Raw genomic sequence first — 24,346 nt, forward strand, 5'->3', positions numbered from 1 at the left:
AGATGCGGTCTCTAATTACCGCTACTCGCCATTCTTCAACCAACGGCCGACCAGATGATGGGCGATGGCGAAGGGATGCGGGCCCGCGAGGCCGTCCTGATGTTGCCGCTGCAGCATCAGTCGGGCCTCGTCGCGGCTGAACCAGCGGACATCCTCGAGCTCGGTGCGGTCGATGACGATGTCCTCGTTCAGCGCCCGCGCGCTGCAGCCGATCATCAGGGACGACGGATAGGGCCAGGGTTGTGTCATGTAATAGGCGACATCGGTGCAGCGGATTCCCGACTCCTCGAACACCTCGCGACGGACCGCGTCCTCGATCGTCTCGGCCGCCTCCACGAAACCGGCGAGGCACGAATACATTCCGGGCGGAAACTGCTTCTGACGCCCGAGCAGGCATTTTTCGCCGAAGGCGACCAGCGAGATCACCACGGGGTCGGTGCGGGGGAAATGCTCGGCCTTGCAGCTCGGACATTCGCGCTTCCAGCCGCCTTCGCGCATCGCGGTCTTGGTGCCGCAATTGGCGCAGAAGCCGTGCCGCTGATGCCAGGAGACCATGGACTTGGCCATCGCAATGGTCGCCAGCTGATCCGGCGGGATCGCGCCCTGCATTGCGATGCCGCGCAGTTCGGTGACCGACACGTCCTCGCGACCCGCGAGCTTCTCGACGGCCCCCGGCGAGATGCCCATGCCGAATACAGCCTCGCCATCGCGCAGCCCCAGGAAAATCGTGCCCGGATTGGCGCCGAACTTGAGAGCCTCGTCGATCGACAACAGTGCGCGGAGCTGGTCGCCGTCGCGCCCAAGCACCAGCGAGTCGCGATGAACGACATAGGCGCGCGTGCCCGGCTTGCCTTCGAGGGCAATCAGCTTCTCGTCATGGAAGCGCAGGTGGGCGGCACGATCGATCGGATGGCCGACGAAGGCCGGCTGTCCAAGAGGGAACAAGTCGAATGGCGACATCTCTCACCCTAGCCAGATCTTGCGCCGGATCGCGCTGATGAAATGCTGCACCTCCTGCCCATCGTGCGGCACCGGCGGCGCGACGCCCCAGACCGGACGCGGCCACGCGACGTCACTGGTGCGGCGCGCGATAATGTGGATGTGAAGCTGCGGCACCACGTTGCCGAGTGCCGCGACGTTGAGCTTGTCGCACTTGGTGATCTCTTTGAGCGCCCGTGACACCCGTGTGGTCTCGGTCATCAGCTGCGCCTGCGCGACCTCGTCGAGATCGATGATCTCCACCGCGCCCTCGCGGCGCGGCACCAGCAGCAGCCACGGATAATTCGCATCCTTGATCACCAGCACCCGCGACAGTGGCAGGTCGCCGATGTCGATCGTGTCCTTCGCAAGTTGCGGATGCAGCGACCAGGCGGATTCGGGCATGGCAGGTTCCTGGCGGGGCTCCGTTATCGTGCCTTCCGGCGGGAGCGTCATTGCACCTAAAGCCTTCCGAGCCAGGGTACAAGCCCGGCAGGGAGGTGGTCTGATCCGGCGAAGCTCGCGCTTGCTTTCCGGACCGTTTGGCCCCAAATAGGCGGCGGGAGATTGGCGGTGGACGAGCCACTCGCCAATCGGGTCAGGTCCGGAAGGAAGCAGCCCTAACGAGGTCCGGATCGGGTCGCTCGTCAGTCTCCTACCTGTTTTCTCGAGCGAATCGCGCACAGATGGCGGGGACCCCGCGCAGGGCGGGCGCTCGACCGCACTCCGGCTGATTGCGTCGACGATCGCGATCGATGCCGGCCTGGAATACGCTCACTTGCGGATCGCTCGATGACCGACGCTGGCGCCCCACCCGTTCCGCCCGACAGCGCCGGCGCTCCTGCCAAGCCCTACCGGGTGCTGGCGCGCAAATACCGCCCTTCCAGCTTCGCAGATCTGATCGGCCAGGAAGCGGTGGTGCGCACCGTCTCGAACGCGTTCGAGACCGGCCGCATTCCGCAGGCCTGGATCCTGACGGGGGTCCGCGGCGTCGGCAAGACCACCACCGCCCGCATCCTTGCCCGCGCCCTGAATTACGAGCTGCCCGACGGCTCGGTGAAGGGCCCGACCATCCACATGCCCGTGCTCGGCACCCATTGCCAGGCGATCATGGAAAGCCGGCACATGGATGTGCTGGAGATGGACGCCGCCTCCCACACCGGCGTCGACGATGTCCGTCAGATCAATGACAGCGTCCGCTATGCGCCGGCCAGCGCGCGCTACAAGGTCTACATCATCGACGAAGTCCACATGCTGTCGACGGCGGCGTTCAACGCCTTCCTGAAGACGCTTGAGGAGCCGCCGGAGCACGCAAAGTTCGTGTTCGCCACCACCGAGATCCGCAAGGTGCCGGTGACGGTGCTGTCGCGCTGCCAGCGCTTCGACCTGCGCCGGGTCGAGGCCGACATCCTGATGAAGCATCTTGCCGGCATCGCGGCGAAGGAGGGCGTGACAATCGAGCCCGAGGCGCTCGGCATCATCGCGCGCGCCGCCGAAGGCTCGGTGCGTGATTCGCTGTCGCTGCTCGATCAGGCGATTGCGCACAGCGCCGGCGAGGTTCGCGCCGACGATGTCCGGCAGATGCTCGGCCTCGCCGACCGCACCCGCGTCATCGACCTGTTCCATCATCTCGCCAGCGGCGACATCGCCGCCGCGTTCAAGGAATTCCGCGAGCAGTACGACGTGGGCGCCGATCCGGTGGTCGTGCTGTCCGATCTCGCCGAGTTCGTCAACTTCGTCACCCGCGTGAAGGTGGTGCCGGCCACCGCTGATAACGTCGCCTTCAGCGAGACCGAGCGGCTGCGCGCGCGCGATTTCGCCACCAAGCTGTCGATGCGCGTGCTGTCGCGGATGTGGCAGATGCTGCTCAAGGGCATCGCCGAGACGCAAGGCGCGACGCGGCCTGCCGCCGCGGCGGAAATGGTGCTGGTACGGATCGCCTATGCCGCCGATCTGCCGACGCCCGATGAAGCCATCCGTATGATCGACCAGAACGGCGGAGGGGCACCGATCATCACGAGCGGCGTGGCGTCTCGTCCTGCGCCTGCATCCAGCATGAGTGCGGGTGCATCGCCGGTCATGACGTCGGCGCCGATGCAGGCGCCGCGCACGCAAGGCCCGACGCTCGCCGCGGTCGGCGGCGGGATGCGCCCGCAGGCGATGTCATCGCAGCCGTCACCGGCATCACAGGAGCAGCCCGCGCTGCGCCTGGCAAGCTTCCAGGAGCTCGTCGCGCTCGCCGGCAAGAACCGTGACCTGATCACGAAGAGCGCGCTCGAGATGGACGTGCGGCTGGTCCGCTTCGAAGAAGGGCGCTTGGAGATCGCGCTGGAACGGACGGCGCAGCGCTCGCTTGTCTCGGACCTCGGCCGCAAGCTGGAAGACTGGACCGGCCGGCGCTGGACGGTGATCGTTTCGAATGAGCCGGGACAGGCGACCTTGCGCGAGCAGAATCTGCGCGCCAAGAGCGAGCGCGAGGCGGCAGCGGAGGCCGATCCGCGTGTGCAGGAGATCCTGGCGCGGTTCCCGGGCACCAAGGTGGTCGAAGTGCGCAGGCTCGCCCCCGAGCCGCCCGAATCGGACGCCAGTGCTGTCGAGCCGCCAGACGAGTCCGACAACGATGATTTCTAGACAGGTTATGAGGTGCTCCGATGGCTGACTTTCTCGGCATGATGAAACAGGCGGCGCAGCTGCAATCGAAAATGCAGGAGATGCAGGCGGAGCTCGGCAATGTCGAGGTCGAGGGCATCTCGGGCGGTGGCCTCGTCGCCGTGCGCATGACCGCCAAGATGGAAGTGAAGGGGATCAAGATCGATCCGTCGCTGCTGAAGCCGGAGGAGACAGAGATCCTGGAGGATCTCCTGGTGACGGCGCATGGCGACGCGCGCCGCAAGGCGGAAACCGCGATGCAGGAGAAGATGCAGGCCATCACCGGCAAGCTCGGCCTGCCGCCGGGCTTCGGCTTCGGCTAGCCGAACCAATGACATTCGTGAACTGATGGCCGTCGCCGGTCCCGAGATCGAACGCCTGATCCAGTTGCTTGCGCGCCTGCCCGGTCTGGGGCCGCGCTCGGCGCGGCGTGCCGCGCTGCATCTGATCAAGAAGCGCGAGGCGCTGATGGTGCCGCTCGCGTCAGCAATGCAGGTCGCGATCGAGCGTATCCAGGTCTGCAAGACCTGCGGCAACATCGATACGCAGAGCCCCTGTACGGTGTGCACCGATCCGCGCCGCGATCCGGCGATGATCGTCGTCGTCGCCGATGTCGCCGACCTCTGGGCGCTGGAGCGCGCCAAGGCCAGCAACGGCCGCTATCACGTGCTCGGCGGCACCTTGTCGCCGCTCGACGGCGTCGGCCCGCAGGACCTCACCATCGATGCGCTGGTGCAGCGCGCGCATGCACCCGAGGTGCAGGAGATCATCCTCGCCCTGAATGCGACGGTGGATGGACAGACCACCGCGCACTATATCACCGACCTCCTCCAGGAGGCGAACGTCAAGGTCACGCGACTGGCGCACGGCGTGCCGGTCGGCGGCGAGCTCGACTATCTCGACGAAGGAACGCTGTCGGCCGCGATGCGGCAGCGGACTTTGTTCTAAGCACAGACGGAAGTGGAATGATGACGAAACGCGGATTCGGCAAACGGCTGGCTTTGGGCGCGATTCTGGTGGCCGTGTCGGCGCCGCTGGCCTTGGCGCAACAAAGCGAGGCGCCGCAGAAGGCCGGCAAACCGCTGAATGCCGGCGACGTGCTGTCGGGCGAGCTCACCGTGCTCAAGGTCCGCGGCGCCAAGCCCGGTCAGCCTGCCGCCGCCTATCAGATCACAAGCGAGCCCCGCCGCCTGCCGCCGCCGAGCGGGTTGTGCAACCTGGAGACCGGCCCCGAGACGTTCCAGCTGATCATCGCCAACAATGCCCAGGCCTCGCAGCTGAAAGGCCTGCTCGGCAAGCAGATCGTGGTCAAGGTCGACGAGATCGCCTGTGCCCAGGACGCGGGCCAGATGAGCGAGGCGGTGGTGACGAAGTGGAGCCTGATGAAGCGCTGAAGGTCGAACGATAGTCGATCATAGATTGCGCGAATTTCTCTCTCCTCCTAGCATCGAACGGCGCCGATCCGCGTAGTTCGCTTCGGTGTCGCCCAGGGAGAGGATGATGCCGTTCATATATGACGAAACGCAGATCGAGTGGCCAGAGGACGGCTCGGAGCCGGCACCGCCGCGTGCGAGCGATTTCGTCTACCTGCCTTCTCCCGAATTCGGCGGAGTGAAGGAGCCGGTTCAATTCTCGCTCGATGCGCCTGCCGAAGTAGCCGCGCCCGCGCCAGCCGACGAGGGCACCCCGCCGTTTGTATCGGGTGAGCCACCAAGACGGAGCATCCTCGATCGTCTCTTCCGTCGGTGGAGCCCGGCTGCCTCGCAACAGCGCCGCGATCGGAAGTTCGAACGGCAGTTTCACCGGGCAAAGTTGGAGCATCAACGGCGTTCGCAATTGCTTCTCTCGACCATGATTCCTCCGCTACGAGCGGCCGGCGCACGGCGCGCCTACTGCCGCTACGATGGCGGCAACGACGAAGGATTCTCCTGGCTCGACCACTATGAGAGCGAGCGTGGGAATCGCATCGACCTCAATGTGTTGGCAGAACGGCTCTTCGAAATGAACGTGCATGATCGGCTGCGCGACGCGGGATTTGGCCTTCTGACCGCGACCTCGAAGGATCAAAAACTCGCTGAGTTGAGGGGATTTGCGTCGGGCTGGTTGGTCGATGATTGGGCAACACGGCTGTTCGGCGGAAGCTTCGGTACCGGCGAATACTCCATGTTTGGAGCGTTCTGGGTGGATCTCGAGACGTGCACGATCACGGATGATCCCAACGCCGAACCGGCCGTGCAGAACATCACGATTGCCGAGTAGGAAGGGGCATGGCTCATCCCTATCACCACGCCGTCCGCCCTGCCCGCTTGTTTGGGGGAGAGCCGGCCGATTATTTGGCGATCCACAATTGGTTCGACGAGAGCAAGGCGCATCTTGCTGACGTTCGCCATCGCGCGCTCCGCCACCACAGCGAAGGAATCTTCCTGTGTGAGGCGATCTTCGGCGCCACCATGACCAACAGCGCCGGCAAGGTCGTGCCTGTCCGCACCGTCGGCGAACAGCACGTCAAGGACGATCTGGGCTGGATTCCGACGGTCAAGGATTGGCTGCAGCACCTGGACGTCCAGCCCTGGATGGGACGAACGCCATTCCGTCCGCAAACGGACGAGCAGCACGCCGGGGGAAGTGGCCCCCCGGATGACCAGCAGCACGAAGCAGCGGCCCCGCTGGGCCGTTGACTTCCGGACCTACACCTTTACAGGCCCCAGCGCCGCAAAATGTCCGCGCCGCTGCAGCCAGGCCAGCAGGATGAGGCTGGGAATCGCGACCAGCACGCAGATCACGAAGAATGCTGGCCAGCCGGTCGCCTTCGCCACATAGCCTGCGCCTGACGACAGATAGGTGCGGCCGACAGCCGCGAGCGCCGTCAGCAGCGCATATTGAGTCGCGGTATGCAGCGGGTTCCGGCACAGCGCGGAGAGATAGGCGACGAAGATCACGGTGCCGACCGCGCTGGTGAAGTTCTCTGCTGATATTGCCAGCGCCAGCGCCCATTGGTTGACGCCGACGATCGCGAGCCAGGAGAACGACAGGTTGGCGAGCGCCTGTACGATGCCGCCGATCCATAGGCTCGTCGCGAGCGAATAGCGGCGTGCGACGAAGCCGCCGGCAAAGCCGCCGACGAGTGTCGCGGCGAGGCCGACACCTTTCACGATCGCGGCGTAGTCGACCTTGCTGAAGCCGAGATCGATCACGAACGGCGCGGTCATCGTGCCCGAGAAGGCGTCGGTGAACTTGAACAGCACGACGAAGGCGAGCGCCGCAAGCGCATCGCGCCGGCTGAGGAACTCCACGAACGCACCGGCGGCCGCGTGCATGACGCGGGCAAGGGCCGTATCCGCCCCCGTCTCGGCTTCCGCCTGCTTCGACTGGGCCGGCTCGGTCGCGGCCAGCGCCGTGACCGTGCCGATCAGCACCAGCGCGGCCATCACGGCATAGCCCCACATCCAGGATGTCGACCGCGAGAACCCGCTGTTTTCGAAGGCGCTGACCACGACCAGCGCGCCCGCGGTCGAGACCAGCATGCCGATGCGGTACGCGGCGACGTAAGATGCCATGCCGGCAGCCTGTTCGCTCTCCGGCAGGCTCTCGACGCGGAAGGCGTCGACCACGATGTCCTGCGTCGATGACATCGCGGCCACCAGCAATGCGGCCAGCGCCACCATGAACGGCGCGCGTGCGGGGTCGGTCAGCGCGAGCAGCAGGATAGCCGCGATCAGCAGGATCTGTGCGAACACCAGCCAGCCGCGCCGCCGTCCGAACGCGCGGGTGAGCAGCGGCACGTGCAGCGCGTCGACCAGCGGCGCCCAGAGGAATTTCAGCGTGTAGGGCGTTCCGACGAGGGCGAACAGCCCGATCGTGCCGAGATCGACGCCGAGCTCGCGCATCCAGATCTGCAAGGTCGAGCCGGACAATGCGAGCGGAAGTCCGGACGAGAAGCCGAGGAACAGCACCACGAGCACGCGCGGCTGCAGATACACCGCGATGCTCTCGCGCCAGGTGGGCGCCGGCTTAGCCGGGGCGGACTTCGCAATCGGAGTGGCGATCTCAGAGGCGGTGTCAGGTGCGGTCATGAGAATGTGCTACCAGATTTGTGCAAGAAACGCTCCCCATCCCCGCTGTCATCGTCCGCGAAGGCGGACGATCCAGTAACCACCGGCATCTCGGGTCTCCATAGCCGCTGCGGCGTACTGGATGCCCGCCTGCGCGGGCATGACGGTCTTAGATCTGGCTACCGCCAATTCCTGGATAGAGGTCATCCCAATTTGGATTGTTCTCCTCGATCAGTCGGATCTTCCACGCACGATTCCATTTCTTCAGCCGCTTCTCCCGTCCGATCGCGTTCTCCGGATCGTCGAATTCTTCGAAGTAGACGAGGCGAACGACGTCATATTTCTCCGTGAAGCTCTCGATCAGCTTTGACTTATGTTCGGCAACACGACGGATCAGATCATTTGTAACACCGATGTAAAGCGTGCCTCCGATGCGGCTTGCGAGAATGTAGACATAGAAGCTGCGAGGACCCATCTGATGTCTCTGGGATACTGGATCGTCCGCCTGCGCGGACGATGACACCGAATTTGCTGCGAGCTGTAAACGTCCACAACGCCTTGGTTACTCCCCCGCCTGCACGCGCCCCGCCAGCGGAAGCAGCTCCGGCGTCGTGCCGGCGGCCGGCGCGATGCGTGGCGAGTCCACCGGCGCATCCTGCTTGCTGAAATCGAGCTCCTCGATGCGCCCGGCGCGCTTCTCGATCTTGTCGGCCGAGATCAGGATCTGCCGGAGATCCTCGCCGACGTCGCCAAAGTGCTTCTGCAGCTTGAGCACGCGTTCGCGCAGGCGGCCGAGATCATCGCCGAGATGGATCACCTCGTTGCGGATCTGGTCGGCGGCGTCGCGGATGCGTGCATCCTTCATGATCTGCTGCATGACCTGGATCGCGAGCATCAGGAGCGACGGCGACACCAGCACGACGTGGGCGCGATAGGCCTTCTGGATCACGTCGTCGAAGCCGTCGTGAATCTCGGCATAGACCGACTCCGAGGGCACGAACATCAGCGCGGTGTCCTGCGTCTCGCCGACGACCAGGTATTTCTCGGCGATGTCGTTGACGTGCCGCAGCACGTCCGTGCGCAGCCGCTGCGCGGCGGCGCGCTTCTCCTCGTCGCTCGTGGCATCATGCAGCGCGGTCACCGCCTCCAGCGGGAATTTGGCATCGATGCACAGCGGTCGCGTGTCGGGTAGGAACACGACGCAGTCCGGCCGTTTGCCGCTGGCGAGGGTGTACTGGAAGGCGTAGCTGCCCTTCGGCAGCCCGTCCTGGACAATCGCCTCCATGCGGGCCTGGCCGAAGGCGCCGCGCGACTGCTTGTTGGCGAGCACGTCGCGCAGGGTCGTCACCTGCGTCGTCAGCTCGCTCAGGTCGCGATGCGCGCTGTCGATGATGCCGAGGCGCTCGTGCAGCACGCGCAAGCTGTCCATCGTGTGGCGTGTGCTCTGCTCCATCGACTGGCCGACGCGGTGGGTCACCGTATCGAGCCGCTCGTTGACACTGCGCGCAAGTTCCACCTGGCGGCCGGCCAGGAGCTGCGCCATCGCGTCGACCCGCCCGGAGGCCTCGCTCTGGATCCGCATCATGTCGCCGAACCGCTGCTCGAGCTCGTCGGCGCGCACCGCCTGCGCGATGGCCAGTTGAGTGCCATGCCGGCCGGAACGGGCCACCGCAATCGCAATCATGACGAGCAGCAGCAACACCAGCACGCCGAAGCCGATCAGTGCATCGCTGGCCCTGACGGGAAGGTCGCCGATCATGACGACGACAGGATTGAGAGGTGGACTGGCGGTCATCACCCCCGTCTATCCGATTCGCACAAGCTCGCGAACGAAGAGAGAACATTTATGGTTAAGGTCGGGTTAAGATGTATGGTTAACGAGACGTTGAAATTCATGGTTAGCGAAGTCTTAACCGGGCGGCCTCACATTGACCGCGCCGGTTCCGCGGCTTAAATCGCGCGCCATGTCCCTACGCGAAATCATCATCCTGCCGGACAAGCAGTTGCGGCTGGTGTCCAACCCTGTCGAGAAGGTCACGCCGGAGATCCGGCAACTGGTCGACGACATGTTCCAGACCATGTACGACGCGCCCGGCATCGGGCTCGCGGCGATCCAGGTCGCGCAACCCTTGCGTGTCATCACCATGGATCTGTCCAAGCCGGATGCGGAAGGCGAGACCAAGCGGGAGCCGCGCGTCTTCATCAATCCCGAGATCATCGCCAGGTCGGACGAGCTGTCGGTCTACGAGGAGGGTTGCCTGTCGATCCCCGAATATTACGAGGAGGTCGAGCGGCCGGCGCGGGTCCGCGTCCGCTTCATCGATATCGAAGGCCGGGTGCGCGAGGAGGATGCCGAAGGGCTCTATGCCACCTGCATCCAGCACGAGATCGATCATCTCAACGGCGTCCTGTTCATCGACTATCTGTCGAAACTCAAGCGCGACCGCGTGATGAAGAAGTTCACCAAGGCCGCCAAGCGCGCGGTGGAGTAATCGACAACTCTCTCCGTCATGGCCGGGCTTGACCCGGCCATCCACGCGATGGCCGCGAACGACCAACGACGTGGATGCCCGCGACAAGCGCGGGCATGACGAGCGCAGGGAGGCTGACCTCGCACGACGAGAATGCGTCAATGCCCCTTCGTCTGATCTTCATGGGCACGCCCGACTTCGCCGTGCCGACCCTGCTAGAGCTCGCCGGCCACGGCCACGAGATCGCGGCGGTGTATACGCGTGCGCCGAAGCCCGGCGGCCGCCGTGGCCTGGCGCTGCAGCCGACGCCGATCGAGACCGAGGCGCGCCGGCTCGGCATTCCCGTGTTCACGCCGAAGACGCTGAGGACCGAGGATGCGCTGGCCGAGTTCCGCGCGCATCAGGCCGATGCGGCCGTCGTCGTCGCCTATGGCATGATCCTGCCGCAGGCCATTCTCGATGCGCCGAGGCTCGGCTGCTACAATCTTCACGCCTCGCTGCTGCCGCGCTGGCGCGGCGCCGCGCCGATCAACCGGGCCGTCATGGCCGGTGATGCCGAGACGGGCGTCATGGTCATGAAGATGGACGTTGGCCTCGATACCGGCGATGTCGCGATGGCCGAGCGCCTCGCGATCACCGACGCGATGACGGCGTCCGATCTGCACGACCGGCTGGCGCGGATCGGCGCCGACCTGATGGTGCGGGCGATGGCGGCGCTGGAGCGCGGCGGGCTCACGCTGACTGCGCAGGCCGAGGACGGCGTCACCTACGCCGCCAAGATCGACAAGGCGGAAGCGCGGATCGACTGGACGAAGCCGGCCCACGCGGTGCTGCGCCACATCCACGGCCTGTCGCCGTTTCCGGGCGCCTGGAGCGAGATCACGCTCGACGGCGAGGCGGTCCGCCTGAAGATCCTGCGTTGTGAGCGGGCAGCCGGGACGGGCACGCCCGGCACTGTTCTGGACGAGCAGCTCACCATCGCCTGCGGCGACGGTGCCATCCGCATCGTCGAGCTGCAACGTGCCGGCAAGGCGCCGATGAAGGCTGTCGACTTTCTCCGCGGGACGCGCGTCGCGCCGGCGCTGCGCTTCGGGTGAGCCCGTTCCTCTTCTCCCTCTGTCATACCCCGCGCAGGCGGGGTATCCAGTACGCGGAGACGTCCGTGATCGAACCGAGACGTTGGTGATTACTGGATCGCCCGCCTGCGCGGGCGATGACGGCCGCAACAAACCGCATGCCCCGCTACAAGCTCACCATCGAATATGACGGCACGCCGTTCTGCGGCTGGCAGCTGCAGCCGACGCTGCCGTCGGTGCAGGGGGCGCTCGAGGCTGCGGTGCGGGCGACCTGCGGTGTAGCAACCCGCGTGCACGGCTCGGGGCGCACTGACGCCGGCGTTCACGCCACCGGTCAGGTCGCGCATTGCGACATCGAAAAAGAGTTCAGGCCGGACAAATTGCGCGACGCGCTCAACGCCCATCTGCGGCCAAACCCGATCGCGGTGCTCGGTGCCGAGACCGTGCCCGACACGTTCGAAGCGCGGTTCTCGGCCAGGAAGCGGCACTATCGCTACCGCATCGTCAATCGCCGCTCCAATCTTGCCTTGGAGGCGGGCCGTGTCTGGCGCGTGCCGCAGCGGCTCGATTCGGAGGCGATGCATGCGGCCGCACAGCGCCTGATCGGCAAGCATGATTTCACGACGTTCCGCGACACCGAATGTCAGGCGAAATCGCCGGAGAAGACACTCGATCAGCTCGACGTCGTCAGAGACGGCGATGCGGTGACGATCCTCACCTCGGCGCGCTCCTACCTGCACAGCCAGGTGCGCTCGATGGTCGGCTCGCTGGTATGGGTCGGGCAGGGCCGCTGGACCGCGGACGATCTTGCCGCCGCGCTCGCCGCGCGCAACCGCGCCGCCTGTGGCGTCGTCGCGCCGCCGGAGGGACTCTATTTGGTCAGAGTCGACTACTGAGTTCGGCGGCACGGCGCATTGGTCTCTGCAACTCATCCGCGATATTTTTGATCGCACTCTCGTGCCATCCAAATGCACCTCGCTTAACTTATAATTGAATGGTCGGCGGTATTTTCTGAGGCTTCCGTGGTCCCCACCCCAGTGAAGTCATCATGCGCATTCGCCAAGTCTTCCTGCTCTCGCTTATGCTCGGGGCCGCGATCGGCCTCGTCGCGACCTTGCTGTTCGCCTGGCAGCAATTGGGTGCGCTTCAGACGGCACGTGCAGTCGCCGCCGACACGCAACTGCTTGGCGCGATGGTACGCCTCCCGGAAAAGTTGAACCTGGAGCGGGCCTGGATCAACCCGCGACTGGCCTCGGCCAACGTCGCCACCGCGGATGAGCTTGCAGCGCTGCAGAACTACACGCGCGGTTCCGACGAGGCGCTGGCCAAGGCCCGCAGCCTCGCGCAGTTGCGCGAGGATCTCGCCGCACTCGATGCGATCGAGCAGAGGTTGCGCTCGCTGCGCTCTGCGGCGCTCGACGCCGTCGTGCAGCCGAAGCAGATGCGGCCTGAAACCGTCGTGCGGGACTACGTGCCGCAGATGTTCACGGTTCAGGAAACCACCGGCGCCCACATCGACATCGTCCGCCGCCGCGTCAATGCCGCCAATCCGGCGGTCGGCCAGGCTGCCCGTCTCGCCGTGCTGGGCTGGGATCTGCGCGACTGGGCCGGGCGGGCCACGACGACCCTGGTGCGCTACATCGCCACCCGTCAGCCGATGGTTGGCGAACCGGCCGAGACGATGGCGACGTTCAAGGGGCGGCTCGACCGGATCTGGTCGGCCGTGAAGGTCGCGGCGACCGAGATCGACCAGAAGCCGATCTACGCCGCACTTGCGGATGTCGAGAGCGGCTATTGGGCGCGTGGCGGCGAACTCTATACGTCGCAGGTGGTGCCGAACCGCGGCAAGGTTCTCGATCTCGATCCCGATCAGTTCCTGCGCATGATTTTCCCGACCCTCGACACGATCCAGCCGCTGCGCGACGCCGCGGTCACCGAAGCGCTGCGCCAGAGCGAGGTCGCCATTGCCGATTCGCAATTCCGCTTCGTCCTGGCTGTCGTGCTGGTGCTCGTCAATGTGGTCGCCGCCGCACTCGGCACCTGGTACTTCAACGCCCGCGTGATCAAGCCGCTCTCCAACCTGACCGTTCTCATCCGTCGCATCGCAGACGGCGCCCGCGATGTCGACGTCGCCTATCGCGACCGCACCGACGAGATCGGCACGCTCGCCAATGCGATCGGCGTCTTGAAGGACAAGTCCGCTGACGCGGACCGGCTGGCGCTCGAAGGCGCCGAGACCGAGGCGCGGCGCGAAGCGCGCCGGCAGAAGATCGAGGCGCTCACCCGTCGCTTCGGCGAAATCATCGACGCGCTGTGCGGCCGGCTGAGCGATGCCGCGAGCGGTCTCAAGCAGTCCGCCGAGGCACTCGACGGCTCAGCCAATGCCACCGCGGCGCGTGCTACGGCCGTGGCCGAAGCGGCGGCGCAGGCAACCTCCGGCGTCAACACGGTCGCGGCCGCCTCCGAGGAACTCGACGCCTCGATGAAGGAGATCACCCGCCAGATCGCGGAAGCCGCATCGGAATCCGGCAATGCCACCACTCAGGCGCTCGACACCACCGACAAGGTTCGCACCCTTGCGGGCAGCGCGACGCGCATCGGCGACGTCGTGCAGCTGATCCGCGCGATCGCCTCGCAGACCAACCTGCTGGCGCTCAATGCGACGATCGAATCGGCGCGGGCGGGCGAGGCCGGAAAGGGCTTTGCCGTCGTTGCTTCCGAGGTGAAGAGTCTCGCATCCCAGACCAGCAAGGCCACCGAGGAGATCGAGAGCCAGATCGCCGCGATCCAGAACGAGACCGGCAGCACGGTCACGGCGATCGAGAAGATCGCTGCCGTCGTCAACAGCATCAGCGGAGTCACCAGTTCGGTCGCCGCTGCGGTCACCCAGCAGAGCGCCACGACGCGGGAAATGGCCCGCAGCGTGCAACAGACGGCGACCGGCACCCGCGACGTCTCCTCGTCGATCGCGCTGGTCAGCGCGGCCGCCGACGACACCCGCGGCTCGGCGCGCTCGCTGCTCGATTCGGCTGCGATCCTCGCCGGCCAGGCCACCGACCTGCGCCGTGAGGTCGATCAGTTCCTGGCGGAGGTGAAAGTCGCCTGACTTGGGCCGGCGCGCGACGTGAGCATGTCCGGGGCTGCGGCGATTGACGCGCCGCGGCCTGAGCCGAGGTCACTCGCCTAGGCGAAATACCTGTCGAGAATGCCGCGATAGATCTTCGTCAAGGTCGCGATGTCGGCGACCGAGGCGCGCTCGTCGATCTGGTGCATGGTCTGCCCGACCAGGCCGAATTCGATCACCGGGCAGTACGATGAGATGAAGCGCGCATCCGACGTGCCGCCGGTGGTGGACAGCTCCGGCTTGCGTCCCGTGACCTCTTCGATGGCGGCGACCGCGAGATCGGTGAACGGTCCCGACTTGGTCAGGAACACGTTGGAGTTCGACGGCAGCCAGTCGATGTGGGCGCGGATGCGGTTGCCACAAGCCGCCCTCAGCCGCTCCTCGACCAGCGCGCGCAGCGAGTCCTGGGTGTGGCAGTCATTGTAGCGGATGTTGAACTTCGCCCGCGCCAGGCCCGGGATCACGTTGCCGGCGGTGTTGCCGACATCGACCGTGGTGAATTCGAGATTCGACGGCTGGAACTGCGCGCTGCCGTGATCGAGCGGCTCGTCCGACAGCGCGACGATCAGCCGGGAGATATCCGGCACCGGATTGGAGGCGCGGTGCGGATAGGCGACATGGCCCTGCTTACCCTCGACGATCAGAGTGCCGGACTGCGAGCCGCGGCGGCCGATCTTGATGCAGTCGCCCATGACTTCTTGATTGGACGGCTCGCCGAGCACGCAATGGTCGAACCGCTCGCCGCGCTCGGCCGCCCATTTCAGCAGCTTGACGGTGCCGTTGACCGAGACGTCCTCCTCGTCGCCGGTGATCAGGAACGAGATCGAGCCCTTGCCGTCCGCGCGGGGCTTGCTGTCGTTGCTGCGCAGATAGTCGAGCACGGCTGCAACGCTGCAGGCGATGCCGCCCTTCATGTCGACGGCGCCGCGACCATGGATGTAGCCGTCCTTGACCTCGCCGGAGAACGCGCCGAGGCTCCACGCCGCCTCATCACCGGGCGGCACCACGTCGGTGTGGCCGGCGAATGTGATGTGCGGCCCCTCGGCGCCGATGCGGGCGTAGAGGTTGTCGATATCGGCGGTGCCTGCTTCCGAGAAGGTCACGCGATGAGTCGCGAAGCCCGCGTCTTTCAGCAGGGCGTCGAGCACGCCGAGCGCTCCGGCGTCGGCAGGCGTCACGGAGGGACAGCGGATCAGGTCGCGGGTGATGGCGAGGGCATCGGTCATGCCCCTCGCTTAACACGCTATTTTGCCGGCGGGCTAGTGCTGCTAATTGCCGCTTCCGCCAGGGGCGGGCTCGCAACGTGCGGGGTGAATTCCAGCTCCTTGTGCTGATCCCAGGCGGGCGCGGACGGTCTTGGCCGGCCGGAGCGCTCGCTGGATCGGACCTTCGGCAACGGGTTGGGCCCGAAGCGATTGGGCCAGGGATCGCCGGCAAGGCAGTACAATTCGACGAAGCCCCACAGCGAGAGCAGGGCGCCGGCGCCGCCGACGATCGCGGGAAGGTTCGTGCCGGGGATGCGCTCCGCGTATTGGTTGATCAGCCCGGGAACGACGAAGAACGGCACCGTCCACCAGCCGCTCCTGTCGCGGTCATGCAGCCGCTTGATGGCGCCTGCGGCAAACGCCCAGACGAACAAGGGGGTGAGGATGACGTGGAAGGCGGCCGGGACGATATCGGCGCGGGTCAGGCCACGGAAAGTGTCGGGGTCGAGGACCGCGAAAATGTCGGTCAGATTGAAGCTGAAGGCCGTCGGGCCGCCCAGCAGTCTGCCTGCGCCGGCCACCAGCGCGGCGACGAAGGCCATCCAGCACAGGACCACCAGCAACGACAGCCAGAGCCTGGCGCGGTTGATCCGGCCGTGGAAGCGGAACAGAAACCAGGTCCAGTCCATGGACATTCTCCGGACCGATGGCTTGGGCCGGTCCGGAGATTCGTTGCCGCGGCGGCAGCCGTGGTTCAATCAGTCGCGCAGCAGCTCGTTGATCGAGGTCTTGGAGCGGGTCCGCTCGTCGACGCGCTTGACGATGACGGCGCAGGCGGTCGACGGGCCGATCTGGCCGTTCTTCATCGGCTTGCCCGGCAGCGCGCCCGGCACCACGACGGCATATTCCGGCACCTCGCCGACGAACACCTCGCCGGTCTCGCGGTCGACGATCTTGGTCGAGGCGCCCAGGAACACGCCCATCGACAGCACCGCGCCCTTGCGCACGACCACGCCCTCGGCAACCTCCGATCGGGCGCCGATGAAGCAGTCATCCTCGATGATCACGGGACCTGCCTGCAGCGGCTCCAGCACGCCGCCGATGCCGACGCCGCCGGAGATGTGCACACGCTTGCCGATCTGGGCGCAGGAGCCGACCGTCGACCAGGTGTCGACCATGGTCGCCTCGTCGACATAGGCGCCGAGATTGACGAAAGACGGCATCAGCACGACGTTCCGGGCGATGAAGGCCGAGCGACGCACGATCGCGCCGGGCACGGCGCGGAAGCCGGCGTCGCGGAAGCGGTTCTCGCCCCAGCCCTCGAACTTCGAGGGCACCTTGTCCCACCACGCCGCCTGGCCGGGGCCGCCGGGGATGACGCTCATGTCGTTGAGGCGGAACGACAGCAGCACGGCCTTCTTCAGCCACTGGTTCACGCTCCATTTGCCGTCCGAGCCGCGCTCGGCGACCCGCGCCTCGCCCTTGTCGAGCAGCTCCAGCGCGCTCTCCACGGCGTCGCGAACCTCGCCCTTGGTGGTGGTCGAGATGCCGTCGCGGGCGTCGAAGGCGCTGTTGATGGCGGATTCCAGGGCGGACAGTGACATCGGTCGATCCTCGCTTGGTCCTGGGGCATGGTCCCCCCGGGCAGTCTTTGACGGATATTTCTGGCAGGGCGGCTTTTTCGGAATTTGAACCGGGAGAGTCAAGGCACCCATAGCCGTCGTCCCGGACAAGCGGAGCGCCCGGCGGTCTCTTTTGGACGCAGCTTAGCACGCGAGCGCGATCCGGGGCCCATACCCACAGGACGTCGTTGTCGCACAAGGTCTCTGTGATCGTGCCCCAAGACGGATTCCGCGGTATGGGTCCCGGATCGCGCTCGCGTGCGTAGACCTGTGTCCAGCTGGGACCGCCGGGCGCTTCGCTTGTCCGGGACGACAGGGAGTTCTATGCGGTCACCAGCCGCTGCAAGAACCCGGTCAGATCATCCGTGACATGGTCGACATGCGGGTCGTCGCGGCCCGACAGCTCCCAGTCCTCGCGCACGACCTCCTTGGTGCCGTCCGGCACCACCAGCACCGTGGTCATGCCGAGGTCGTGGGGGACGACGAGGTTGCGGGCGAGGTCCTCGAACATCGCGGACCGCGTCGGATCGACAGCGTGGAGCTTGAGGAATTTGTCGTAGGTCTCGCGCGCCGGCTTCGGCGTCAGCTCGGCGGCGATGATGTCGAACACACCGTGGAAATGCCCGGCGATGCCGAGCCGCGCCAGCACCGCGTCGACATGGTCGACCGAGCCGTTGGTCAGGATCAGCTTGCGCCCCGGCAGCTTCTCGATCGCCGCCCCCATCGCCGGGTTCGGCTCCAGCGGCGAGTGGTCGATCTTGTGCACGTAGGCCAGGAAGTCGTCGGCGTGCACGCCATGCTCGGTCATCATGCCGCGCATCGTCGTGCCGTAGCGGCGGTAGTAGTCCTTCTGGATGCGCCGCGCCTCCGGTGCATCGACCTTCAGCCAGTTCGACACGAACTCGCCGATGCGCGCATCGACCTGCTGCCACAGATTGACGTGATGCGGATACAGTGTGTTGTCGAGATCGAACACCCAGGTGTCGATATGGCCGAAGGCACGGGGCTGGGTCATCTCGTTCCCTTGCTCATGGTCGTGACGCGTGCTCGTGGTCGCGACGAGCCGCGGCCCCACATTCCGCTGTCGTCCCGGACAAGCGAGCGGCAGCGAGCGTGATCCGGGATCCATACCGCGTGATCTATCTCGAGGCAGGGTGGCTGATGCCGGTGGCCCAAACCAGGGCCGGTGGTTATGGGTCCCCGCGTTCGCGGGGACGACAGCGGAGTTTGTTGCGGCGTCCCGGGCATGATCGACACGACCATCACGGCAGTGCAAACCGCAGCGTCTTGCCGCTGCGGGTGATGTCGACCGCCGTGAAGCCTGTCGCGGTGAAGCCGCGGCTCGGGCAATCGCCCTGCTCGGAGCTCTCGAACTTGTTTTCACGGGTGCACAGCTGCACCAGCCCGCCCCAGTTCAGCGGCTTGTCCTTGAGCTTGATGGTGCGGTTGTCGGCGTCCACGGCTTCGGCGAAACTGTAGACCTTCTTCGGCTGGCCGGTAATGTCGGGATGCAGGCATTTGCCGGGATCGATGCGGTACCAGCCGCGGCTGACCACGGTCCTGCCGTCGTCGGTCGCGACCGCCGCCATCACCTTGTGCGGAGTGTCGTTGCACCAGGTCAGCCCGTTGGGCGACGGCGTCTGCACCGCGTCCACCATGGTGGCGAAGAAGGTCGGCTGCGAGACGATGTCCGACGCCAGGCTGCGGCTCTTCAGGAACGCCGCGAGCGCGCCTTGCGTCTTCGGTCCGTCGACACCGTCGATCGGTGAGACGTCATAGCCGGCGATGCCGAGCAGCCGCTGGATGCCGGCGAGCCGCGCCTGCTCGTCGTCATATTCGGCGCTTTCGGCGAGATAGGCGATCAGCGTGCCGTCGTCGGTCTTGGTCGGCGTGACCTGCGTGAACGGCGCCGGTGTCTGGCCGGTGCGGCACTGCCGGGCGGCCGCGATCACGAAATTGTCGGCCGCCACGCACAGCTGGTCATTGCCGTTCTCGGCGATCGGCGAGGCGCCGTACAGGCTCAGCGCGCGCGCATGCAGCAGGATGCGATCGGCGGTCAGCGCGCCCTGCAGCACCACGCGGCAGGCCGCAGGATCGAGCCGGAACCAGCCTCGGGTGGCGGTGGCCGCCTTGTCGTCGATGCCGATCGCGGCCTCGACGACGTAGCTCATGCGGTTGCAGAGCTTGAGGTCGGCGCGGGCAGGGGAGGCCGCAACGAGAAGGGTAAGAAGGATCGTCGACAGGGCGAGGAAGAGGCGACTCGTGAGGGGCATTGTAGGCCCGTATATCCCCACATCGTCATGCCCGGGCTCGACCCGCCTGCGCGGCCGAAGCCGCTTCGGCGCGGCGGAGGCCCGGGCATCCACGTCTCTCTCTCCGACTTCGCCGCACGACGTGGATGGCCGGGATGTTCTCAGTGCGAAGACGCGCTCCGCGCTTTTGCCCGGCCATGAAGGTGAGAGATGGTCGCGCCTGCTCACTTGTGGATCAGCGTGCCCGTGCCCTGGTTGGTGAACAACTCGAGCAGCACGGCGTGTGGCACCTTGCCGTCCAGGATCACCACGCCCTGCACGCCCTGTTCGAGCGCGTAGATGCAGGTCTCGACCTTCGGAATCATGCCGCCGGAAATGGTGCCGTCGGCGATCAGCTTGCGGGCGTCCTTCACCGACAGCTCCGGAATCAGCTTCTTCGACTTGTCGAGCACGCCGGGCACGTCGGTCAGCAGCAGCAGCCGCTTGGCCTTCAGCGCGCCGGCCACGGCGCCGGCGAAGGTGTCGGCATTGACGTTGAACGTCTGCCCGTCCTTCGAGGTCGCGAGCGGCGCCAGCACCGGGATCAGCTCGTAGCCGATCAGCTGGTTGAGCAAAGTGAGGTCGACCTTGTCGGGCTCGCCGACGAAGCCGAGATCGACCACCTTCTCGATGTGGCTGTCCGGATCGACCATCGTGCGCGTCGCCTTGACTGCGCGCACCATGTTGCCGTCCTTGCCGCACAGGCCGACCGCCTTGCCGCCGGCCTCGTTGATGTAGCCGACCAGCTGCTTGTTGATCGAGCCGGCCAGCACCATTTCGACGATCTCGATCGTGGCGGCGTCGGTGATGCGCAGGCCGGCGGCGAATTCGGAGACGATGCCGAGGCGCTTCAGCATGGTCGCGATCTGCGGACCACCGCCATGCACGACCACCGGGTTGATCGCAGTCTGCTCGAGCAGCACGATGTCGCGCGCGAACGCCTTCGCGGTGTCCTCGTCGCCCATGGCGTGACCGCCATATTTGATGACGATGGTTTCATCGTCATATTCCTGCATGTGCGGCAGCGCTTCCGACAGGATGCGGGCCTGATCGAGCGGGCTGATGTGGGGCGCGTCGGTCATGTCTGGGGGATCTCGGCTCTCGGGATGATCGCGCGGGGTTCTATCCGATTGCCGCCGGTCGCGCAAAGTGGGCGTTATCCCCGCCGCGGCCACAGCGCGCAGACCGCGAGCGCAATCCAGCTCGCAATCTGCAGGCTACCGCCGATCGGCGCTGCGAACGGAAACAGCCGGTCGCCGGTGAACTGTCGCATCGTGAGGTCGCCGGCAAACAGCACCGCCCCCAGCACGAACCCAGTTGCCGCGATCAGGCCGATGCGCCGATGAACGACACCACGCTCAGCCAGCGCGACCGTGCCGAGCACGGCGCAGGCGTGGAACAGCAGCATGGTGGAGGCGGTCGCGAGCCGCGACGCGTCGGGCTCATGCGCCGCCTTGGCCGCCAGCGCCACGCCGGCGGCGCCCATCAGGCCGGCCAACGCAATCAGCATCCGCCACAGCCTGTTCATGCGCCGCGCTCCTCCAGCAGCCGCGTGATCGCCGCGCGCAGTTCCGGCATGCCGGTCGCGGATCGCGACGAGGTCGCCAGCACCTGCGGGAACGCCGCCGGGTGCTTGGCGAGCGCAGCCTCGGTCTCGGCGATCCGGCTCGCAAGCTCGGCCGGCTTGATCTGGTCGGCCTTGGTCAGGATCAGCTGATAGCTGACCGCGGATCGGTCGAGAGTCTTGAGAATCTCCTGATCGACCTCCTTCAGCCCGTGGCGGGCGTCGATCAGCACATAGACGCGGGCGAGAGATGTGCGCCCGAGCAGGAACTGGTGGATGAGCTCGGTCCAGGACGCGACCTTGGTCTTCGCCGCGGCGGCGTAGCCATAGCCTGGCATGTCGACCAGCCGCAGCGGCGCATATTCAGGTCCCTCGAAGAAGATCAGCTCCTGGGTGCGGCCCGGCGTGTGCGAGGTGCGCGCCAGCGCGTTCTGGCCGGTCAGCGCGTTGATCAGGCTGGACTTGCCGACATTGGAGCGGCCGGCGAAGGCGACTTCGAGGCTCCCCATCGGGGGCAGGCTCTCGATCGACGGCGAGGCGTGGGTGAAGCGCCACGATTGGGCGAACAGCTTGCGGCCTTTTTCGATCAGGCGCTCGTCGGTGTCGTGGCTGGTGGTCATGACAAGCCCTCGCTCTTCGTCATGCCCGGGCTTGACCCGGGCATCCACGCCCATTGCGCGGGATATCAAAACGTGGATGGCCGGGACAAGCCCGGCCATGACGGTAGATGGTTCGTTGCTTCAGTGGCTCACGCCGCCTTACTCGTCACGCCGTCTTTTTCTTGAACGTGCCGCGGATGTTGTCGAACAGCTCCACCTTCACGCCGTTGCGGCGCATGATGAAGCCCTGTTGGAGCACCGACAGCGTGTTGTTCCAGGCCCAGTAGATCACGAGGCCGGCCGGGAAGCCCGCGAGCATGAAGGTGAAGATCAGCGGCATCCAGTTGAAGATCATCGCCTGCGTCGGATCCGGCGGCGTCGGGTTCAGCTTCATCTGGAACCACATCGTGATGCCCATGATGATCGGCCAGATGCCGAGCGCGAGGTAGTGACCGAACAGCGGCAACTGGGTCGGGTCGAACGGGATCAGACCGAACAGCGTGAACAAATTGGTCGGATCCGGCGCCGACAAGTCCTTGATCCAGCCATAGAACGGCGCGTGTCGCATCTCGATGGTGACGAACAGCACCTTGTAGAGCGAGAAGAACACCGGGATCTGCAGCGCGACCGGAAGACAGCCGGCGATCGGGTTGATCTTCTCCTTCTTGTAGATCTCCATCATCTCCTGCTGCTGCTTCATCCGGTCGTCCGGGAAGCGCTCCTTGAGCGCCTGCAGCTGCGGCTGGATCGCCTTCATCTTCGCCATCGAGGCGTAGGACTTGTTGGCCAGCGGGAAGAACAAGAGCTTGACCAGCACGGTCACCAGCAGGATCGAGATGCCGAAATTGCCGAAGAAGCGGTAGAAGAAGTCGAGCGCCAGGAACATCGGCTTGGTCAGGAAGTAGAACCAGCCCCAGTCGATCAGAAGATCGAAATGGTTGAGCCCGAGCTTCTGGTTGTAGCCGCCGAGGCCGCCGACCGGGAAGTTGATGCCGACCACGCCGGCTTCCTTGGCGCCGGCGAACAGCCGGGTGGAGACGGTGTTGGTGGCGCCCGGTGCGACCGTCTGCGCGTCCTGCAGATAGTCGGTCTGGTAGCGGCGAACGTTGTCGACGAGGTTGGACTGGTAGCGCGCCTTCAGATGGGCGTCGCTGGCCGGCAGCAGCGCCGCGGCCCAGTACTTGTCGGTGATCCCCATCCAGGCGTCAGTGACGGTGAACTCGGCGTTCTTGTCGTCGTCGATCTTCTTGTAGGTGTATTCCTGCAGGCCCTTTTCGCCGAGATAGCCGATCAGGCCTTCGTGCAGGATGTAGTAGCCGGAGACGTGCGGCGTGCCATGGCGGGAAATCAGGCCGTAGGGATAGAGCGTCGCCGGTGCCGAGCCGGTGTTGGTGACCTCGTCCTTGATCGAGAACAGGTAGTGGTCGTCGACCGCGATAGTGCGGCGGAAGGTGAGGCCCTGGCCGTTGTCGTAGGTGAGCTTGACCGGCGTCGCGGACGTCAGCGCGTTGGAGCCGTCCTGCTGCCACACCGTGCTCGGGTCGGGCGCCTGGGCCTTGGCGCCGGGCGCGCTGACCCAGCCGAACTCGGCATAATAGGGGGTCGCGGTGTTGGACGGCGAGAACAGCACGATCGCAGGCGAGGTCGGATCGACCGTGTCGCGGTACTGCACCAGCGCGAGATCATCGATGCGCGCGCCCTTGAGTGCGATGCTGCCGGTCAGCCGCGGCGTATCGATCTTGACGCGGGGAGAGGCTGCGATCGCGGCCTCGCGGGGCAGCACGGCCCCGGCGGCCGGCGCCGCGCCGCCCGGCACGTTGGGGTTGCCGGTTGCGGCCGCGCCCGGCTGCGGGGTGGCGGCCGGTGTGCCGTCGGGCTGCGGCGCGGGAGCCTGCTTCTTGGCGAGCTCGGCCTGCATCTGGGCCTGCGCCCGCTGCTTCTCCATCTGCGGTCCGTTGTAGAAGACCTGCCAGAGGATCAGCACGAGGCCGGACAGAATGACGGCGAAGATGGTGTTGCGATTGTCGGTCATCGTTCTCTTATCGTCTCGTCATTCAATCCGGTTTGCGGGATTGCGCGTCCGGTGCGGGAGCGTTTCGCCTGTCCGCACCCGACGGTTTTCGCGGCTGCGGCTTGGCCCGCGGCCGGTCGAGGCGGCGGAGCGTCGCCTGGAGGTCGGCGAGCATGGTCGAGAAGTCGCGTGACAGGGCATCCCGGCGACCGACCATCACGTAATCACTGTGCGGCCGCATCGACAGGGGATCGAGCCGCTTCACAAGCTCGCGCAACCGCCGACGGATGCGATTACGCTCCGTGGCGGTGCCATTCTTCTTGGTGACGGTAAAGCCGACCCGGATCGGGCCCTGGTCCGGCCGTTCCCGGCGCTGGACGACGAAGGCAGGGCTGTTCGCCCGCACGCCATCGGCAACGGCGAGAAAGTCCGCCCGCTGCCGCAGCCGATCCATGATGGAAATCTCCGGGACAGGCGCCCTGGCTTCAGGCGCTCAGACGCTTGCGGCCGCGCGCCCGACGGGCGGCGAGGACCTTGCGGCCGCCGGTGGTGGCGAGACGGGCGCGGAAGCCGTGACGGCGCTTGCGCACCAGTTTGCTGGGTTGATAAGTCCGCTTCACGGGTCGTTCTCCGCTGACGGGCAATTTGCCAGTTGACAACTTGCCGGCTTGAAATGTCGATTGATGTCCGGTGATGCTTGCTGG

The 24,346-nt window shown here is 66.0% G+C and carries 26 protein-coding genes and 1 other RNA gene; 11 read left to right on the plus strand and 16 right to left on the minus strand.

Going from position 1 to position 24,346, the window contains the following annotated elements; genetic code table 11:
• Positions 1 to 21: 21 nt before the first annotated feature.
• Both nudC and LQG66_RS25245 read right to left on the minus strand, forming a co-directional pair.
• Positions 22 to 960, minus strand: a complete 939-nt coding sequence (gene nudC / locus LQG66_RS25240) for an NAD(+) diphosphatase (protein ID WP_231318358.1) — start codon at positions 958 to 960, stop codon at positions 22 to 24.
• A gap of 3 nt (positions 961 to 963) precedes the next feature.
• Positions 964 to 1,383 (minus strand): HIT domain-containing protein, encoded by a 420-nt coding sequence (locus LQG66_RS25245; RefSeq protein WP_231318359.1) that lies wholly within the window; start codon positions 1,381 to 1,383, stop codon positions 964 to 966.
• A gap of 157 nt (positions 1,384 to 1,540) precedes the next feature.
• Between LQG66_RS25245 and ffs the strand changes: the two genes are divergently transcribed.
• The 7 genes from ffs (at position 1,541) to LQG66_RS25280 (ending at position 6,305) form a co-directional block, all read left to right on the plus strand.
• Positions 1,541 to 1,637: signal recognition particle sRNA small type (gene ffs / locus LQG66_RS25250), an RNA gene on the plus strand.
• A 133-nt stretch (positions 1,638 to 1,770) separates the two neighbouring features.
• Entirely contained in the window at positions 1,771 to 3,609 is a 1,839-nt protein-coding gene (locus LQG66_RS25255) for a DNA polymerase III subunit gamma/tau (RefSeq protein WP_231318360.1), read from the plus strand.
• Between the two features lie 20 nt (positions 3,610 to 3,629).
• On the plus strand, positions 3,630 to 3,950 hold the full coding sequence (locus LQG66_RS25260) for a YbaB/EbfC family nucleoid-associated protein (RefSeq protein WP_231318361.1): 321 nt from the start codon (positions 3,630 to 3,632) through the stop codon (positions 3,948 to 3,950).
• Positions 3,951 to 3,975: 25 nt separating this feature from the next.
• Complete coding sequence (gene recR, locus LQG66_RS25265) at positions 3,976 to 4,575, plus strand: recombination mediator RecR (protein WP_231318362.1); 600 nt, start codon at positions 3,976 to 3,978, stop codon at positions 4,573 to 4,575.
• Between the two features lie 20 nt (positions 4,576 to 4,595).
• A complete protein-coding gene (locus LQG66_RS25270; RefSeq protein ID WP_231318363.1) occupies positions 4,596 to 5,021 on the plus strand; it encodes a hypothetical protein in 426 nt (141 codons plus the stop codon).
• Between the two features lie 106 nt (positions 5,022 to 5,127).
• The gene (locus LQG66_RS25275; RefSeq protein ID WP_231318364.1) at positions 5,128 to 5,886 is read left to right on the plus strand and encodes a hypothetical protein; all 759 of its coding nucleotides are present in this window, start codon (positions 5,128 to 5,130) and stop codon (positions 5,884 to 5,886) included.
• A gap of 8 nt (positions 5,887 to 5,894) precedes the next feature.
• Positions 5,895 to 6,305 carry a DUF6915 family protein gene (locus LQG66_RS25280; protein WP_231318365.1) on the plus strand — a complete coding sequence of 137 codons (411 nt, stop codon included), beginning with the start codon at positions 5,895 to 5,897 and terminating at the stop codon, positions 6,303 to 6,305.
• Positions 6,306 to 6,314: 9 nt separating this feature from the next.
• Here the strand turns inward: LQG66_RS25280 and LQG66_RS25285 are convergent, their stop codons facing one another.
• From LQG66_RS25285 to LQG66_RS25295, 3 genes are all read right to left on the minus strand, one after another.
• Positions 6,315 to 7,700 carry an AmpG family muropeptide MFS transporter gene (locus LQG66_RS25285; protein ID WP_231318366.1) on the minus strand — a complete coding sequence of 462 codons (1,386 nt, stop codon included), beginning with the start codon at positions 7,698 to 7,700 and terminating at the stop codon, positions 6,315 to 6,317.
• A gap of 148 nt (positions 7,701 to 7,848) precedes the next feature.
• Complete coding sequence (locus LQG66_RS25290; protein ID WP_231318367.1) at positions 7,849 to 8,154, minus strand: GIY-YIG nuclease family protein; 306 nt, start codon at positions 8,152 to 8,154, stop codon at positions 7,849 to 7,851.
• 87 nt (positions 8,155 to 8,241) lie between these two features.
• Complete coding sequence (locus LQG66_RS25295; protein WP_231318368.1) at positions 8,242 to 9,474, minus strand: DNA recombination protein RmuC; 1,233 nt, start codon at positions 9,472 to 9,474, stop codon at positions 8,242 to 8,244.
• Between the two features lie 169 nt (positions 9,475 to 9,643).
• Here LQG66_RS25295 and def point away from each other — a divergent pair, with 169 nt between their 5' ends.
• The 4 genes from def (at position 9,644) to LQG66_RS25315 (ending at position 14,332) form a co-directional block, all read left to right on the plus strand.
• Complete coding sequence (gene def, locus LQG66_RS25300) at positions 9,644 to 10,171, plus strand: peptide deformylase (RefSeq protein WP_231318369.1); 528 nt, start codon at positions 9,644 to 9,646, stop codon at positions 10,169 to 10,171.
• A 140-nt stretch (positions 10,172 to 10,311) separates the two neighbouring features.
• Entirely contained in the window at positions 10,312 to 11,247 is a 936-nt protein-coding gene (gene fmt, locus LQG66_RS25305) for a methionyl-tRNA formyltransferase (RefSeq protein ID WP_231318370.1), read from the plus strand.
• Between the two features lie 137 nt (positions 11,248 to 11,384).
• Positions 11,385 to 12,122 carry a tRNA pseudouridine(38-40) synthase TruA gene (truA, locus tag LQG66_RS25310; protein ID WP_231318371.1) on the plus strand — a complete coding sequence of 246 codons (738 nt, stop codon included), beginning with the start codon at positions 11,385 to 11,387 and terminating at the stop codon, positions 12,120 to 12,122.
• Positions 12,123 to 12,274: 152 nt separating this feature from the next.
• Entirely contained in the window at positions 12,275 to 14,332 is a 2,058-nt protein-coding gene (locus LQG66_RS25315) for a methyl-accepting chemotaxis protein (protein ID WP_231318372.1), read from the plus strand.
• 77 nt (positions 14,333 to 14,409) lie between these two features.
• Here the strand turns inward: LQG66_RS25315 and dapE are convergent, their stop codons facing one another.
• The 11 genes from dapE to rpmH form a co-directional block, all read right to left on the minus strand.
• Complete coding sequence (gene dapE / locus LQG66_RS25320; RefSeq protein ID WP_231318373.1) at positions 14,410 to 15,576, minus strand: succinyl-diaminopimelate desuccinylase; 1,167 nt, start codon at positions 15,574 to 15,576, stop codon at positions 14,410 to 14,412.
• Between the two features lie 17 nt (positions 15,577 to 15,593).
• Entirely contained in the window at positions 15,594 to 16,244 is a 651-nt protein-coding gene (locus LQG66_RS25325) for a DUF805 domain-containing protein (protein ID WP_231318374.1), read from the minus strand.
• 69 nt (positions 16,245 to 16,313) lie between these two features.
• Positions 16,314 to 17,159, minus strand: a complete 846-nt coding sequence (gene dapD, locus LQG66_RS25330) for a 2,3,4,5-tetrahydropyridine-2,6-dicarboxylate N-succinyltransferase (RefSeq protein WP_231318375.1) — start codon at positions 17,157 to 17,159, stop codon at positions 16,314 to 16,316.
• 340 nt (positions 17,160 to 17,499) lie between these two features.
• Positions 17,500 to 18,192: a pyrimidine 5'-nucleotidase gene (locus tag LQG66_RS25335; RefSeq protein WP_231318376.1), complete on the minus strand. Its 693-nt coding sequence runs from the start codon at positions 18,190 to 18,192 to the stop codon at positions 17,500 to 17,502.
• 247 nt (positions 18,193 to 18,439) lie between these two features.
• Complete coding sequence (locus LQG66_RS25340) at positions 18,440 to 19,450, minus strand: DUF1036 domain-containing protein (RefSeq protein ID WP_231318377.1); 1,011 nt, start codon at positions 19,448 to 19,450, stop codon at positions 18,440 to 18,442.
• 203 nt (positions 19,451 to 19,653) lie between these two features.
• Complete coding sequence (argB, locus tag LQG66_RS25345; protein ID WP_231318378.1) at positions 19,654 to 20,550, minus strand: acetylglutamate kinase; 897 nt, start codon at positions 20,548 to 20,550, stop codon at positions 19,654 to 19,656.
• A 74-nt stretch (positions 20,551 to 20,624) separates the two neighbouring features.
• Positions 20,625 to 20,996, minus strand: coding sequence for a DUF423 domain-containing protein (locus LQG66_RS25350; protein ID WP_231318379.1), 372 nt, complete (start codon positions 20,994 to 20,996; stop codon positions 20,625 to 20,627).
• Positions 20,993 to 21,652, minus strand: coding sequence for a ribosome biogenesis GTP-binding protein YihA/YsxC (yihA, locus tag LQG66_RS25355; RefSeq protein ID WP_231318380.1), 660 nt, complete (start codon positions 21,650 to 21,652; stop codon positions 20,993 to 20,995). The genes LQG66_RS25350 and yihA overlap by 4 nt, the downstream gene beginning before the upstream one ends.
• Positions 21,653 to 21,797: 145 nt before the next feature.
• Positions 21,798 to 23,663, minus strand: a complete 1,866-nt coding sequence (yidC, locus tag LQG66_RS25360) for a membrane protein insertase YidC (protein ID WP_231318381.1) — start codon at positions 23,661 to 23,663, stop codon at positions 21,798 to 21,800.
• A 22-nt stretch (positions 23,664 to 23,685) separates the two neighbouring features.
• Positions 23,686 to 24,096 carry a ribonuclease P protein component gene (gene rnpA, locus LQG66_RS25365; protein WP_231318382.1) on the minus strand — a complete coding sequence of 137 codons (411 nt, stop codon included), beginning with the start codon at positions 24,094 to 24,096 and terminating at the stop codon, positions 23,686 to 23,688.
• A 31-nt stretch (positions 24,097 to 24,127) separates the two neighbouring features.
• Entirely contained in the window at positions 24,128 to 24,262 is a 135-nt protein-coding gene (gene rpmH, locus LQG66_RS25370; RefSeq protein ID WP_006609582.1) for a 50S ribosomal protein L34, read from the minus strand.
• Positions 24,263 to 24,346 lie beyond the last annotated feature (84 nt).

It is taken from the genome of Bradyrhizobium ontarionense (assembly GCF_021088345.1).
Taxonomy (GTDB): Bacteria; Pseudomonadota; Alphaproteobacteria; order Rhizobiales; family Xanthobacteraceae; genus Bradyrhizobium; species Bradyrhizobium ontarionense.